Origin of the sequence: Aureimonas fodinaquatilis, assembly GCF_008369445.1 — a bacterium.
Lineage (GTDB): Bacteria > Pseudomonadota > Alphaproteobacteria > Rhizobiales > Rhizobiaceae > Aureimonas > Aureimonas fodinaquatilis.
The window spans coordinates 837,573-852,758 of the sequence record NZ_VTWH01000001.1 but is presented as its reverse complement, the minus strand read 5'-3'; the positions used below and the strand labels follow the sequence as shown (position 1 = coordinate 852,758).

12 protein-coding genes are annotated in these 15,186 nt (G+C 57.4%); 6 read left to right on the top strand and 6 right to left on the bottom strand.

The window, feature by feature from the left end:
• Nucleotides 1–22: 22 nt before the first annotated feature.
• The 3 genes from FPY71_RS03955 (at nt 23) to rpe (ending at nt 2,184) form a co-directional block, all read left to right on the top strand.
• Nucleotides 23–442 (top strand): ribulose bisphosphate carboxylase small subunit, encoded by a 420-nt coding sequence (locus tag FPY71_RS03955; protein WP_149297817.1) that lies wholly within the window; start codon nt 23–25, stop codon nt 440–442.
• 147 nt (nt 443–589) lie between these two features.
• Nucleotides 590–1,513, top strand: coding sequence for a CbbX protein (gene cbbX / locus FPY71_RS03950; RefSeq protein WP_149297815.1), 924 nt, complete (start codon nt 590–592; stop codon nt 1,511–1,513).
• Nucleotides 1,510–2,184 carry a ribulose-phosphate 3-epimerase gene (rpe, locus tag FPY71_RS03945; RefSeq protein WP_149297813.1) on the top strand — a complete coding sequence of 225 codons (675 nt, stop codon included), beginning with the start codon at nt 1,510–1,512 and terminating at the stop codon, nt 2,182–2,184. Before cbbX ends, rpe begins: the two co-directional genes overlap by 4 nt.
• Nucleotides 2,185–2,193: 9 nt before the next feature.
• Here rpe and zigA read toward each other — a convergent pair whose 3' ends face one another.
• The 6 genes from zigA to metH all read right to left on the bottom strand — a co-directional run bounded on the left by zigA (nt 2,194) and on the right by metH (nt 11,865).
• The gene (gene zigA, locus FPY71_RS03940; RefSeq protein WP_149297811.1) at nt 2,194–3,420 is read right to left on the bottom strand and encodes a zinc metallochaperone GTPase ZigA; all 1,227 of its coding nucleotides are present in this window, start codon (nt 3,418–3,420) and stop codon (nt 2,194–2,196) included.
• Between the two features lie 85 nt (nt 3,421–3,505).
• Nucleotides 3,506–4,228, bottom strand: a complete 723-nt coding sequence (locus tag FPY71_RS03935; protein WP_149297809.1) for a hypothetical protein — start codon at nt 4,226–4,228, stop codon at nt 3,506–3,508.
• 24 nt (nt 4,229–4,252) lie between these two features.
• A complete protein-coding gene (locus tag FPY71_RS03930; RefSeq protein ID WP_149297807.1) occupies nt 4,253–5,692 on the bottom strand; it encodes an FAD-binding oxidoreductase in 1,440 nt (479 codons plus the stop codon).
• A 76-nt stretch (nt 5,693–5,768) separates the two neighbouring features.
• Entirely contained in the window at nt 5,769–7,049 is a 1,281-nt protein-coding gene (locus FPY71_RS03925; protein WP_149297805.1) for an L-fuconate dehydratase, read from the bottom strand.
• A 52-nt stretch (nt 7,050–7,101) separates the two neighbouring features.
• Nucleotides 7,102–8,034 (bottom strand): sugar kinase, encoded by a 933-nt coding sequence (locus FPY71_RS03920; protein WP_188052193.1) that lies wholly within the window; start codon nt 8,032–8,034, stop codon nt 7,102–7,104.
• 66 nt (nt 8,035–8,100) lie between these two features.
• The gene (metH, locus tag FPY71_RS03915; protein ID WP_149297803.1) at nt 8,101–11,865 is read right to left on the bottom strand and encodes a methionine synthase; all 3,765 of its coding nucleotides are present in this window, start codon (nt 11,863–11,865) and stop codon (nt 8,101–8,103) included.
• Between the two features lie 270 nt (nt 11,866–12,135).
• On the opposite strand from metH, the gene FPY71_RS03910 reads away from it, so the two are divergent.
• The 3 genes from FPY71_RS03910 to FPY71_RS03900 are packed head-to-tail and all read left to right on the top strand — an operon-like array spanning nt 12,136 to nt 15,107.
• Entirely contained in the window at nt 12,136–13,086 is a 951-nt protein-coding gene (locus FPY71_RS03910; protein ID WP_149297801.1) for a Bug family tripartite tricarboxylate transporter substrate binding protein, read from the top strand.
• A gap of 11 nt (nt 13,087–13,097) precedes the next feature.
• On the top strand, nt 13,098–13,574 hold the full coding sequence (locus FPY71_RS03905; protein WP_246160120.1) for a tripartite tricarboxylate transporter TctB family protein: 477 nt from the start codon (nt 13,098–13,100) through the stop codon (nt 13,572–13,574).
• Nucleotides 13,575–13,589: 15 nt separating this feature from the next.
• Complete coding sequence (locus FPY71_RS03900) at nt 13,590–15,107, top strand: tripartite tricarboxylate transporter permease (RefSeq protein ID WP_149297797.1); 1,518 nt, start codon at nt 13,590–13,592, stop codon at nt 15,105–15,107.
• Nucleotides 15,108–15,186 lie beyond the last annotated feature (79 nt).

Genomic DNA, 15,186 nt, shown 5'->3' with positions numbered 1-15,186 from the left:
TCAAATTCAAGGAGATGATTCAATGCGTGTTACTCAAGGGGCATTCGCCTTTTTGCCAGATCTGACCGACGAGCAGATTACGCGGCAGGTGCAGTTCTGCCTCGACAATGGTTGGGCGGTGAACATCGAGTTCACCGACGACCCGCACCCCCGCAATGTCTATTGGGAAATGTGGGGCCACCCGATGTTCGACATTGCCGATGCTGCAGGCGTCATGATGGAACTGACAGCCTGCCGCAAAACCTATGGCCATATTTACATACGAGTATCGGCGTTTGATTCCACCCATGGATGGGAGTCAGTGAAACTGTCCTTCATCGTCAACCGCCCTGCCGATGAGCCGGGATTCCGGCTGAAGCGGCAGGAATGTGAAGGCCGCAATATCCGTTACACCACGGAATCCTATTCCGGCGACCGGCCGGAAGGCGGGCGGTACATCTGACAGTCCCCTTTTCCTGTCAGATCTCAGCCAGACGCGCTGTAAGGGCAAAACCTCCTGCCCCGCGCACCCGCCACAGCTTCGGTCAGCCCGAACTCCCCAAGGGCTGACCGAAGCTTCCAGTTTTTCGCATGAGAACCGAGGCAGACCATGGAACAAGACATTGCAGCGGCAGAAACGATAGACCTGCAAACCAGCTACGCCGAATCTGGCGTGGCAGAGGTTCTGGAAGAGCTGGACCGCGAACTTGTTGGCCTGGCTCCGGTGAAGAAACGTATCCGCGAAACCGCTGCCTTGCTGCTGGTGGAAAAAGCACGCCGCCAGCTTGGGCTGGCCTTTGAAACACCCACTCTGCACATGAGCTTTACCGGCAATCCGGGAACAGGCAAAACCACGGTTGCGCTGCGCATGGCCAATATTCTGCACAGGCTGGGTTATGTGCGCAAAGGCCATCTCGTTTCTGTCACGCGGGATGACCTTGTGGGGCAGTATATCGGCCACACCGCGCCCAAAACGCGCGAAATCCTGAAAAAGGCCATGGGCGGCGTGTTGTTCATTGACGAGGCCTATTACCTGTACCGCCCGGAAAATGAACGGGACTACGGGCAGGAGGCCATCGAAATCCTGTTGCAGGTCATGGAAAACCAGCGCGATGATCTTGTGGTTATTCTGGCAGGCTATGCCGACCGCATGGACCGTTTTTTCGAAAGCAATCCCGGCTTCCGCTCCCGCATTGCCCACCACATCTCTTTCCCGGACTACAGCGAGGATGAGCTGCTGATTATTGCGGAGGGTATGCTGGCCAGGCAGGGCTATCATTTCAGCCCGGAAGCCGAGGCAACAATGGCGCAATATATTGAAATGCGGCGGCAGCAACCGCATTTTGCCAATGCCCGTTCCATACGCAATGCGCTGGACCGCGCAAGGCTGCGCCAGGCCAACCGTCTGTTTGAATCTCGCAATGGCCCGTTGACAGCCGATGATCTATCGCAGATCGAAGCGGAGGATATTTCGGTCAGCCGAGTCATGCAGACAGTTAAGCTGGACCCGGCATCAGGAAAGGTTGCACCATGACGCTTATCATTGCCCCATCCATACTTTCAGCAGATTTTTCGCGGCTGGGAGAGGAAATTGCGGCGGTGGACAAGGCCGGTGCAGACTGGATCCATCTGGACGTGATGGACGGCCATTTTGTTCCCAACATCACCTTTGGCCCGCCGGTGGTCAAGGCAGTGCGCGGTGCAACGCCAAAGGTGTTTGACTGCCATTTGATGATCGAGCCATGCGACCCCTATCTGGAAGCGTTTGCCAAGGCGGGTTGCGACTACATCACCGTACATGCAGAAGCGACAAAACATCTGGACCGCTCACTTCAGGCCATTCGTGCGCTGGGCGTCAAGGCCGGCGTGGCACTGAACCCTTCAACGCATGAAAGCGTGATTGAATACGTGCTTGATCGGGTGGACCTTGTGTTGCTGATGACGGTCAATCCGGGCTTTGGCGGGCAGGCGTTTATTCCGGCGGTGGTGGAAAAAACCCGCCGGGTTAAACAGATGATAGGCAACCGGCCGATCCACATAGAAATTGACGGCGGGGTAACCCCGCAAACAGCGCCTTTGGTCGTGGCCGCCGGCGCCGATGTTCTGGTGGCAGGTTCCGCCGTTTTTCAAGGCGGAACCCCCGACCACTACGCGCGCAACATTGCTGCCATCCGCAATTCCGTGGATCTGCTGCAAACGGTGTGATTGCGCAGATCAGGCTGTGGAAGCGGCCTGCCACAGCGGAAATGGATCCGGCAGATTGCTGAAATCAGCCGGATCAAACCGTGCTGCAGGCACATCGACAAGACAGGCGTCCAGAGCAAGTCGAATGGCCACCTCATCCAGATTGATGCCGATGAACACAAGTTCCTGACGGCGATCGCCCCACACATCATCCCAGTTGCGCGCCATGACAGCGCGCCATTCCGGATTGTCGGGCCACATGTTCCGTGGAATGCTGCCCCACCATCTGCCCATCGGCGAAACGCGGGCCAAGGCACCTGCAAGTGAAAGATCTCCCACCCAGTCCGGCCGTGTTACCAGCCAGAAATGCCCCTTCGCCCGGATCAGGCCAGGCCATGTCTTTTCAATGAAGCGGTTGAATTTTTCCGGGTGAAATGGCCTGCGCGCCCGAAAAACGAAGCTGCCAATCCCATATTCTTCCGTTTCCGGTATATGCTCGGAGTGCCCGTAAAGCTCCTTGGCCCAGAGCGGATGTTGCTCGGCGCGCTCCTCGCTGAAAAGCCCGGTATCCAGTATGGAAGCGGGATCCACTTTGCCAAAATCGACCTCGATAATTTTCGCGTCACCGTTCAATGACTTGAGAACCTTGCGCAAATCCGACAGTCGCTCCGCTGAAACTGCTGATATTTTGTTGAGCACAATCACATCGGCAAATTCGATCTGCTCGACATGCAGGTCAATCAAAGTGCGATTGTCGCCCTCGCCCGCGGTTTCCCCCCGGTCGCTCAGCAAATCGTTGGATGAATAGTCCCGCAGCAGGTTCACTGCATCGACAACGGTGACCATTGTGTCCAGCCGTGCAAGATCCGAAAGGCTCTGCCCATCTTCATCACGAAATGAAAACGTGCTGGCAACGGGCAGCGGCTCGGCAATTCCGGTGCTTTCGATCAGCAGATAATCAAAGCGCCCGGCCTCAGCCAATCGCCGGACTTCCACCAGCAAATCATCCCGCAACGTGCAGCAGATGCAGCCATTGGTCATTTCGACCAGCTTTTCGTCAGTGCGCGAAAGATCCGCGCCGCCATTGCGAACAAGTTCGGCGTCAATGTTCACCTCACTCATATCATTGACGATAACAGCGACACGCAGACCCTGCCGATTGTTGAGGATGTGGTTGAGAAGTGTGGTTTTGCCCGAGCCAAGAAAACCCGAGAGCACGGTTACGGGCAGGCGCTTTTCGCCGGCAGCAATATCCATTTCAGCCTCATTAATGTTATAACATTACAGACTTATAAGAACGATCGATACTGCTGGTCAAGCGAAATTCAAACTGTCGGCAAAATCAGGCGCTGAGGCTGAACACTTTTGCATTTTCAGCAATCAGCAGAAGCGGCAGGGGCTGGCCTGCGGCATCCACCGCACGAAGTGCAGCGCCACCCGGCGTGCTCTCATCTTTCCAGCCAGCCACGGTCTTCACCCTCAGATGAAAGTGAAAATTTGGCAGCATGATATTGATGAAGCCCTTGGTCGGTGTCAGCTTCTCAATGACACCGCTCCAGCCCTGCGAAAATGCGGGATGCGCAATTCGAACCGTGACAGGTGCAGCCGCGTCGACCAACTTCTGCAGTTGCACCAATCCGGGATCATCGGCTTCCACATCTTCGCCACGCGGCGCAACCGGTTTGTCGGGTCCATTGTCGGTCTCTTCCAGCGCAATTCCTTCCAGCGCCGCATCAAACGGCTCCAGCCCGACAAAGCTGACGGCACTCACCAGCGTTTCACCGTCATGGCCAACGAAATCCACACGCGGATAGGATTTGTCACCAAAATTGCGGCTCCGGTCCAGCGTCATGCGGGCGATGGACGGTGCGTGGATCCGGCAATCATGATCCGGGCCAAGGCAAACAATATCATCACCTTCCAGAAAAACCTGGCTCAAAGCGCCGATGCGCTCATGCGTGATGCCGCCCGTGCTGTTGATCAGCATCAACCGGTCCAGTCCTGAAAGCCGCCTCAATATATCGACAGGATTTTCACCAACGATCCGGTGCACTTGCGATGTCATGTTGCCCACTCTTTTCAAATATTCTCAGTGCGAAATTTCGTGCTCGCTGCGGGAAATCTGGCAATTCGGGTTCAATCGGCCCTGTGGGTCCAGCGCATTTTTCAATGCATGCAGCATCAGCTTCTGCGCTTCCGGCAGCCGCTTTTCAAAGTCATCGCGCTTCAGACGGCCGACACCATGTTCAGCGCTGATGCTGCCGTTGAACCGGTCCAGTATGTCAAACAGCAATGTCTTGCCTTGCTTGATACGCCCTGCCACTTCATCCGGAGATGCGCCACGCGGCGGCAATATGTTGAAGTGAATATTGCCATCGCCGACATGACCATAGGCAGCCACCAGGCAATCCGGCATCAAACGCGCCACGGCATTGCTGGCTTCTTCAATATAGGCGGCAACTTGCGACAATGGCACGGAAAGGTCGGTGCGCAGATGCGGGCCATACATGGCCTGCCCTTCATTCATCCCCTCGCGCACCTTCCACAGGTTCAGTGCCTGCTGCCGTGAGGCGGCGAAAACGCCGTCCAGCACTTCACCCGATTCCATTTCACGCGTCAGAAAACCTTCCATCAGCGCTTTGACATCCACCAGTCCGCCGCCCGTCAGTTCCATCAGCACATAGGCCGGATATTCAGTAGAAAGGGGCATTGGCAGGTCTGGATAGGCCATGCGGGCAAAGCTGAACGCCTCTGGCCGCATCAGCTCAAAGGCGCTCATCAGGTCGCAGCAGTCACGCCGCGCTCTGCGATACAGCGCCATGGCCGCCTCAACACTGGGCAGCGCCAACATGGCCGTTTCAATCTGCTCGGGCTGGGGCAACAGCTTGATGGCCACCGCCGTGATAATGCCCATCGTGCCTTCCGCGCCGATGAACAGTTGCTTGAGGTCCACGCCGCGATTGTCCTTGCGCAGGGTGGAAAGCCCGCTCCAGATGGTGCCATCCGCCAGCACCACCTCCAGACCCAGCACCAGTTCCCGCGTCATGCCATAACGCAAAACATTGATGCCGCCTGCATTGGTGGAAACATTGCCGCCAATCTGGCAGGAGCCTTGCGCGCCCAGCGCCAGCGGAAAATAACAGCCTGCTGCCTCAACCTCGTTCTTGATGGCTTCCAGAACGCAACCGGCTTCCACAACGGCAGAAAAATCGTCCGGCATAATTGCCCGTATGCTGTTCATCCGCTCCAGCGACAGCACCACCTGCCCGCTCGGATTATCCGGAATGCCGCCCAGCGCCAGACCGGTGTTACCGCCCTGTGGAACAATAGCCAGTTGCAGCTCCGCACAGAGCCTGACCGCCTCGCTCACCTCCTGCGCGCTTGCAGGCCGCAACACTGCCACGGCACCGGTGGCCACATCGCCATGCCAGTCCCGGCAATAGCGCTCCATGTCCACCGGATCGGTGATGGTGGCGGCCTGACCCAGCCGCTCGCTCAAGATTTTCTGCCGATCAACCAGCGTATCCATGCATGCCTCCCACCCGGACGAATCAACCCTCACAGCCGTTTCTATCTTCAGGTGTGCAGAATACGGCTACTCCCGGTTAGCCCACGAACAAATGTGATTCAATCGAGGCTTGCTTCATTTCGATAGAAAAACCAGCGTCCTGCGGTGGCATATAGCGGCCTTGCTGCACATCACACGGATAGACGAAATGCTCGTGCAGATGGTCGACATACTCGGCCACACGCCCTTCCATGGTGCCGGAGATGACCAGATAATCAATCATGGAAAGGTGCTGAACATATTCACACAGTCCTACACCCCCGGCATGCGGGCATACGGGCTTGCCGAATTTCGCAGCCATCAGCATGATCGCCAGGTTTTCGTTCAGCCCACCGACGCGCGCCGCATCAATCTGCACAACGTCAATGGCATCCGCCTGCAGGAACTGTTTGAACAGAATGCGGTTCTGGCACATTTCGCCGGTAGCCACCTTGATCGGCGCAACTCCCTGACGAATTTGGCCATGGCCCAGAATGTCGTCTGGTGAAGTTGGCTCTTCAATGAACCATGGCTTGAACTCGGCCAGCGCATTGACCCATTCAATCGCCTGGTCGACTTCCCAAACCTGATTGGCGTCGATCATCAATGTGCGCTCAAAGCCAATTTCCTCGCGAACAATGCGACAGCGACGAATGTCGTCCTGCAGATCGCGCCCGACTTTGAGCTTGAAATGCGTCCAGCCTACGGCCATGCCTTCCTGACAAAGCCGACGCATTTTTTCATCACCATATCCAAGCCAGCCCGCAGATGTCGTATATGTCGGGTAGCCATCTGCGGCCAGTATGGCCCGGCGTTCCGCCTCACCCGCCTTTGCACGCTGCAGAATTTCCCGCGCTTCATCGCGCGTCAGCGCATTGGTCAGATAGCGGAAATCGATCAGGCGCAGAACCTCTTCCACGCTCATATCCGCCACCAGTTGCCAGACAGGCTTGCCTTCCGCCTTGGCCCACAAATCCCAGATCGCATTGACAACTGCGCCCGTGGCAAGATGCATGACGCCCTTATCCGGCCCAAGCCAGCGCAACTGGCTGTCACCAGTCACGTGCCGCCAGAATGCGCCCATGTCTGCCGAGATATCTGCCAGCTTTGCACCAACAACCCGGCTGGCAAGGGCCTCAATGCCCAGTTTGACCAGATCATTGCCCCGGCCAATGGTGAAGGAAAGCCCACAACCTTCAAGCCCTGCAACATCGGTTTCCAGAACCACATAAGCCGCGGAATAATCCGGATCCGGATTCATCGCATCGGAGCCATCCAGACCCTGCGATGTCGGAAAACGAATGTCGTAGGTGCGGATACCGGTAATGGTAGGGGACATGCGGGGCTGACCTTCCAATCAAGAGTGATCTGGTTCAGCCCTTGTAAATTGGTCAGGCCAATTCTGCAATGGCACTTGTGTCAACAAGGCCGCCATAGCCCTGAATAACTTTTGCCGCAGTGGCATGACCGTGAGAAACTGCTTCCAGAGGGGCACGGCCCGTCAGGCGCGCAGCAATATAGCCTGCGCCGAATGAGTCGCCCGCACCTGTCGTGTCCACCGGCTTTGCAACCTTGGTGGCAGCCACAACCTGACCTTGCGTTTCGCCGCGCAGCATCAACAGGGCATCGCCGCCGCCGTCCTTCACCACCACTTCGTCGCAGCCCAGTGCAAGATAGCGCAGGGCTATGGTTTGCGGGGTGTCGTCGCCAAAAATGCGCGCTTCATCATCAAAGCTCGGCAGGCAGATGCTGGCAACTTCCGCCCCCGCTTCAATGCCCTGCGCACAGGCCGCACGCCCTTGCCACAGCCGGTCGCGAATATTCGGATCAAAAGCGACCAAAGTGCCGTTCTGGCGGGCCTGCGCCATGATCCGCAGAAATGCAGCCCGGCGTTCTTCCGGCAAAATAGCCAGGGTAATGCCTGAAAAATAAACAACGCGGGCCGAGGCGACTGCTTCGCGCAGCCGGTCCTCGTCATCGGCAAGTGCCTTGGCCGCGGCCGTGTCCCGCCAATAGGAAAAGCTGCGCTCATGGCCATTGAGGCTGATGAGATACAGCCCGGCAACCCGCCCCGCCATAGGCCGAATGTGCCGGGTGGAAACCCCCGAGCCGGCGATGAAGCTGACCATCTCCTGTGACAAGGGATCGTCGCCAACATTCGTGAAGTAAGCGACGTCAACCTCAGATGGCAGAAGACGGCGCAGATACCAGGCCGTGTTGAACGTGTCTCCAGCAAAACCACGGCGGTAAAGGCCATCCGCTGCCGGAGAAAGTTCAACCATGCACTCTCCGATGGAAAGCACCATTCCCGTATCCGCGACCATTTCAAAGTTCCCTTAACCGTTGAACACGCCTATCTAAACAGGCAGCATTGGTCTTACCAGACCAAATCAGGCGGCTTTTTCGGCAACTGGCACATAATTGAGAATTGGTGCCAGCCAGCGTTCGACTTCGCTGACGGCCATGCCTTTGCGCTGCGCATAATCAACCACCTGATCGCGCTCGATTTTGGCAACGCCGAAATAATAGCTTTCCGGGTGGCCAATATACAGGCCGGAAACCGATGAACCCGGCCACATGGCATAGCTTTCCGTCAGCCTCACGCCAATCTGCCTTTCCGCATCCAGCAGTTCAAACAAGGTGGATTTTTCTGTGTGGTCCGGCTGTGCAGGATAGCCGGGCGCCGGACGAATGCCGCCATAGGCCTCGTCAATCAGGTCCAGATTGGACAGTGCCTCGTCGGGCGCATAGCCCCACAATTCCTGGCGCACCTGTGCATGCATCCGCTCCGCAAAGGCTTCAGCAAACCGGTCTGCCAAGGCCTTGACCATGATGGACGCATAGTCATCATGCTCGCTGGCGTAGCGTTTTGAAATTGCCTCTTCTTCTGCACCGGCGGTCACCACAAATCCACCAACCCAGTCTTTGACGCCGCTTTCCACCGGCGCAACAAAGTCTGAAAGCGCAATATTCGGCCGGCCGTCCCGCCGCGAAAGCTGCTGGCGCAGTGTATAGAATGTGGCCAGTTCCTGAACGCGCGCCTCATCTGCGTAAAGCAGTATGTCATCCTCACGCGCATTGGCCGGCCAGAAGCCAATCACCGCTTTGGGCTGGAACCATTTTTCGGCAATGATCCGTTCCAGCATAGCCTGCGCATCGGCATACAGGCTGCGCGCCACTTCGCCCTGCTTCGGGTCGTCAAGCAGTTTGGGAAAACGGCCCTTCAACTCCCATGTCTGGAAAAAAGGCGTCCAGTCGATATAGCGGGCCAGATCGGCCAGGTCCCAATCCTGATAGGTTCGGGTGCCAAGAAATGATGGCCGTGTCGGCTGGTATGCTGCCCAGTCCAGCGCCTGCCGGTTCAGTCTTGCCTTCGCCAACGGCAACCGGCTTTTTTCCGCCTCTGAACGGACATGAGCCTCCGCCACCTTATGATATTCGGTGCGAACCTGATTCATATAATCGGTGCGGGTATCGGGCGACAACAGATTGGACACCACACCAACCGCACGGCTGGCATCGGTGACATACACTGTCTGGCCTTTTTCATAGCGCGGGTCGATTTTGACCGCAGTGTGCACACGGCTGGCCGTGGCGCCGCCAATCAGCAGCGGAATGTCAAATCCCTCCCGCTCCATCTCGCTGGCAACATTGACCATTTCATCGAGCGAGGGTGTGATGAGTCCGGACAGGCCGATAATATCAACATTTTCCGCCCGCGCAGTTTCCAGAATCCGGGCGCTTGGCACCATGACTCCCAGATCAATAACCTCATAATTGTTGCAGGCCAGAACAACACCGACAATGTTCTTGCCAATGTCGTGCACGTCACCCTTCACCGTGGCCATCAGGATTTTACCGGCAGAGCGACGCACTTCGCCACCGGAGGCTCTCTTCTCTTCCTCCATATAAGGCATGAGATAGGCAACCGCCTGTTTCATCACGCGGGCAGACTTGACCACCTGTGGCAGAAACATTTTGCCCGCGCCAAAAAGGTCGCCAACAATGTTCATGCCGGCCATCAGCGGGCCTTCAATCACATGCAATGGCCGTTCCGCCTGCTGGCGGGCCTCTTCGGTATCAACCTCGATGAATTCGGTTATGCCATTCACCAGCGCGTGGGAAAGCCGGTCTGCCACCGGCAACTCGCGCCAGCTCATATCCCGCACTCTTGCGCCCTGCCCCGCGCCGCCTTTGAAACGCTCTGCCTGCTCCAGCAAACGCTCCGTCGCGTCGCTGCGCCGATTCAGCACCACATCCTCGCACGCCTCACGCAGAACAGGGTCGATGGATTCATAAACTGCAAGCTGTCCGGCATTCACGATGCCCATATCCATTCCTGCGCGGATGGCATGCAGCAGAAACACCGCATGCATTGCCTCGCGCACCGGCTCATTGCCACGAAACGAAAATGACAGGTTGGAAACGCCGCCGGAAATATGGGCATGGGGCAGGCTCTGGCGAATCTGCTGCGTCGCCTGGATGAACTCCACTCCGTAATTGTTGTGCTCTTCAATACCGGTGGCCACGGCGAAGATATTCGGGTCAAAAACAATGTCTTCCGGCGGAAAACCTGCTTCCTGGGTCAGAAGCTCATAGGCCCGCGTGCAGATTTCAACCTTGCGCTCGCGCGTGTCGGCCTGCCCGTCTTCGTCAAAGGCCATGACAACCACAGCCGCACCATAGGCCCGGACAATACGCGCCTGTTCCAGAAACGCCGCCTCGCCCTCTTTCATTGAAATGGAGTTGACCAGCGCCTTGCCCTGAACGCATTTCAGCCCGGCCTCGATGACCGAGAACTTTGATGAGTCGATCATCACCGGAACACGAGCAATGTCGGGTTCCGAGGCTACGAGATGCAGATATTCGACCATGACCTTCTCGGAATCGATCAGGCCCTCATCCATGTTGATATCGATGATCTGCGCGCCATTATCCACCTGGTCGCGCGCGACATCCAGTGCACCGGTAAAATCGCCCGCGGTGATCAGTTTGCGAAACCGTGCAGACCCGGTCACATTTGTACGCTCGCCGATGTTGACGAAAGGAATGTCGTCAGTGAGCGTGAACGGCTCCAGACCGGAAAGCCGCAGCCGAGGCTCGATTTCCGGCACGCTGCGGGGCTTCATCCCCTGCACAGCCTGCGCAATCGCCCTGATATGCTCCGGCGTTGAGCCGCAGCACCCGCCTACAATGTTAACAAGCCCGTCTTTGGCAAATTGCAGCACCTGCGCTGCCATCAGTTCCGGCGTTTCATCATATTGGCCGAATTCGTTTGGCAAGCCCGCATTGGGATAGGCGCAGACCAGCGTGTTGGCCACTTGCGCAAGCTCTGCCAGATGCGGGCGCATCGCTTCCGCGCCCAGCGCGCAGTTCAGCCCGATTGAAAGCGGCGCGGCATGGTTGACCGAATGCCAGAACGCGGTTGGCGTCTGCCCGGAAAGTGTGCGCCCCGACAAATCGGTGATCGTCCCAGAAATCATGATCGGCAGGTCAACGCCCCGCTCGTCGAACACCTCTCGGGCCGCAAAAATTGCCGCTTTGGCATTCAGCGTGTCGAATATGGTTTCGATCAGGATCAGGTCGGACCCGCCATCAATCAGCCCACGGATCTGCTCAGCATAGGCTGTGCGCAACTCGTCAAACGTAATGGCTCGAAAACCCGGATTGTTCACATCGGGGGACATGGAAGCCGTGCGATTGGTCGGGCCAATTGCGCCTGCGACAAATCGCCGGCGTCCATCGGCAGCCTCTGCACGGTCGCACGCGCGCCGAGCCAGCGCGGCGCCATCGCGGTTCAGCTCATAAACCACCGATTCCATTTCGTAATCGGCCTGCGCAATGGTGGTGGAGGAAAATGTGTTGGTTTCAATAATGTCTGCGCCCGCCATGGCGTAGGCAAAATGGATATCCTCGATGGCCTGTGGCTGGGTCAGAATCAAAAGGTCATTGTTGCCCTGCAAATGGCATTCGCACCCTTGAAAACGGTGGCCGCGGAAATGCTCCTCCTGATAACCCATACCCTGAATCTGGGTTCCCATTGCTCCGTCCAGAACCAGAATTCGCTCTGCTGCAGCCTGCATCAACGCGGTGCGTCCATCCACACGTGCACCATTGTCGGGGCGATCAAACAGCTTTGCGGTGGTGGTGGTCATGGCAGCATCCTTACATCGTTCCGCATCATATAAACCTATCTTTATATGATGAGAAGGGCTGTTATGCCCTTATCGCGCTGTGGATGCCTTTGACAGACCACGCACACGTACAAGTTTTTCGCTGGCATTCCGCTTCAAAACGAGTGATCGTAGCGTCAGGGGCGTACATCGAACGCTCGTTCAACTCCGGTGATCAGGGAAAAACCGCCGGGGACCCACAGACAGCCGGGAACAGGCTTGCTGCGGGTTTTGGATATTCAGGAGGAAAGTATGAAGCGTATTTTGCTTGCAGCATTGCTGGCAGCCGGTTTTTCAACAGCAGCCATGGCGCAGGGCGCGTCTTATGAAATCATGGCTCCGGCTGCGCCTGGCGGTGGCTGGGACCAGACTGCGCGGGCCATGCAGATGGTGCTGCAGGACAGCGGAATTGCCGGCGACGTGCAGGTGGTTAATGTTCCCGGTGCAGGCGGCACGATCGGGCTGGCACAGTTTGTTCAGGGCAAGGCCGGTGATCCGTCGGCTCTGCTTGTTGGCGGCTATGTCATGGTCGGTGCAATTCTGACGAACAATTCGCCCGTCACACTGGAGCAGGTTACGCCGATTGCTCGTCTGACCGGAGAAGCGGAAGCCATTGTTGTTCCGGCGTCCTCGCCTTTCCAGACAATTGACGATCTGGCAGCCGCCATGAAGGAAAATGCAGGTGGTGTGGCGATCGCCGGTGGCTCCGCTGGCGGCACGGACCATATTGCAGCAGGACTTTTTGCACAGGCTGCGGGCGTTGACCCGACGACCATCAACTATATTGCCTTTTCCGGCGGTGGTGAGGCACTCGCGGCCATTCTGGGTTCGCAGGTTGCGGCTGGCATCTCCGGCTATGGCGAGTTTGAATCGCAGATTCAGGCTGGCACTCTTCGCCTGCTGGCAGTCACCACGGAAGACAGGGTTGAAGGTGCTGATGCGCCGACGCTGAAGGAAGCCGGTTACGACGTGGTGCTGGAAAACTGGCGCATGGTATCCGCCGCGCCAGGAATTACACCCGAACAGGTAGAGACAATCACCGCCGACATTACCAAAATGGCTGAAAGCCCCGAGTGGCAGGAAGTTTTGACCCGGAACAACTGGCAGAACCGGTTTTTGTCCGGTGAAGAGTTCAAAGCGGAACTTGCCACCGACATCACCAATACGCGTGAAATTCTGACTGCAATCGGCCTTGTAAAATAATGACCCCGGATATGGATTCACAATCCGGGCAGCGCCGCCTCGACAAGGCGGCGCTGGTGATTGGCCTTGCCTTGGCCGTGCTTGGCCTGCTGGTGTTCTATGATGCCAGCAAGCTGGCCGGTGGCTCTTACGCACGCATCGGGCCAACGGCCTTTCCCTACGCCATTGCCGCTGGTCTTCTGGTGCTTGCGGTCTGGACAATCATCGAGGCTGTGACCGGACGTTTCCCCCCGCGGGAGCGAGACAGCATAGGCCCTATTGCCTGGATTGTCGGCGGGCTGGCCGCACAGGCTCTGCTGTTGCATGTCGGAGGTTTTTCAATTGCCACCGGCGTGTTGTTTGCAGCCACCGCCGCGGCTTTTGGCAAACGCCAGATCTGGAAAACTCTGCCCATCGGCATTCTGCTGTCTCTGGCAGTCTGGGGCGTGTTTTACGGGTTGCTCCGGCTGAGGCTTCCTGCCGGTCCGATCGAAAATCTGTTTCTCTGAGCAAGGTGATATCGCATGGACACGCTCTCACTTCTGGCTCAGGGACTATGGGTGGCCGCGCAACCCATTTATCTTTTTTACGCGCTGATAGGCGTTACGCTTGGCACTGCGGTTGGTGTGCTTCCGGGCATAGGACCGGCGCTGACTGTCGCTCTGCTGTTGCCGGTTACCTACCGCCTGGACGCAACCGGCTCCCTCATCATGTTTGCCGGCATTTATTACGGCGGAATGTATGGCGGTTCCACCACGTCCATTCTGTTGAACACTCCGGGTGAAAGTGCCTCTATCGTTACTGCGCTGGAAGGCAACAAAATGGCCCGAAAGGGTCGTGGCGGTCCGGCGCTGGCAACCGCCGCCATCGGCTCCTTCGTTGCTGGTCTTATTGCAACATTGGGTCTGGCCTTCATTGCGCCCGTCATTGTCAAGTTTGCGCTGTCATTCGGCCCTGCCGAATATTTCGCCCTGATGGTGCTGGCCTTTGTTACGGTGTCTGCGGCTTTTGGAGATTCCGCGCTGCGGGGTCTGACGGCTCTTGCAATTGGCCTGACGCTTGGTCTCATAGGAATTGATCTGCAAACCGGTCAGGCACGGCTTAGCTTCGGCATTCCGGAACTGCTGGATGGAATTGAGGTGACAACTCTGGCCGTGGCCCTGTTTGCCATTGGTGAGGCCCTGGTGGTCGCTGGCGGCTCGTCGCGGGATGAAGGCAAGGTTGAAGCGATCAAAGGCTCGCTGTGGATGACGAAGCAGGACTGGAGCCGCTCGTGGAAACCATGGCTGCGCGGCACGTTCATCGGCTTTCCGATCGGTGCCATGCCAGCGGGCGGTGCGGAAATTGGCACATTCCTTTCCTACACAACCGAAAAAAGCCTTTCGAAGCACAAGGAAGAGTTCGGCCACGGTGCTATTGAAGGTGTGGCCGGACCGGAAGCTGCCAACAATGCCTCGGCTGCCGGCACTTTGGTGCCACTGCTGACGCTCGGCCTGCCGACTTCGGCCACCGCGGCGATCATGCTTGCTGCGTTTCAGCAATTTGGTCTGCAACCCGGCCCCTTGCTGTTTGTCACCTCGCCACAGCTTGTCTGGGGCCTGATTGCCAGCCTGCTGATTGCCAATCTGATGCTGGTAGTGCTGAACCTGCCTCTGATCGGCCTTTGGGTGCGTCTGCTCACCATTCCCAGGCCATGGCTCTACGCCGGTATTCTTGTGTTTGCCACCTTGGGCTGCATCGGGGCCAACAACTCGTCGGTAGAGTTGGGAATGCTGCTGGCATTCGGTTTGATGGGCTATATGTTCCGGCGCTTTGGCTACCCCATCGCCCCCGTTGTCGTTGGGCTTATCCTGGGCCCCATGGCAGAGCAGCAATTGCGGCGGGCGCTGGCAATCAGTCAGGGAGACCCGACGGTACTGGTCGGCTCACCTCTGGCCATCATTTTGCTGCTGCTGGCAGCACTGGCACTGTTCGGCCCCATGGTATTGCGGGCAAGAGGCAAGGGCAAAGTGCTTTCGCAAATGGCGGCAGACGAAGATTGATACAAAAAAGTCCGGCGGCTGCGTGAGGCAGCCGCCGGACTTTTCGATTCTCAGATTTCACTTCAACATTCTCCGTTGA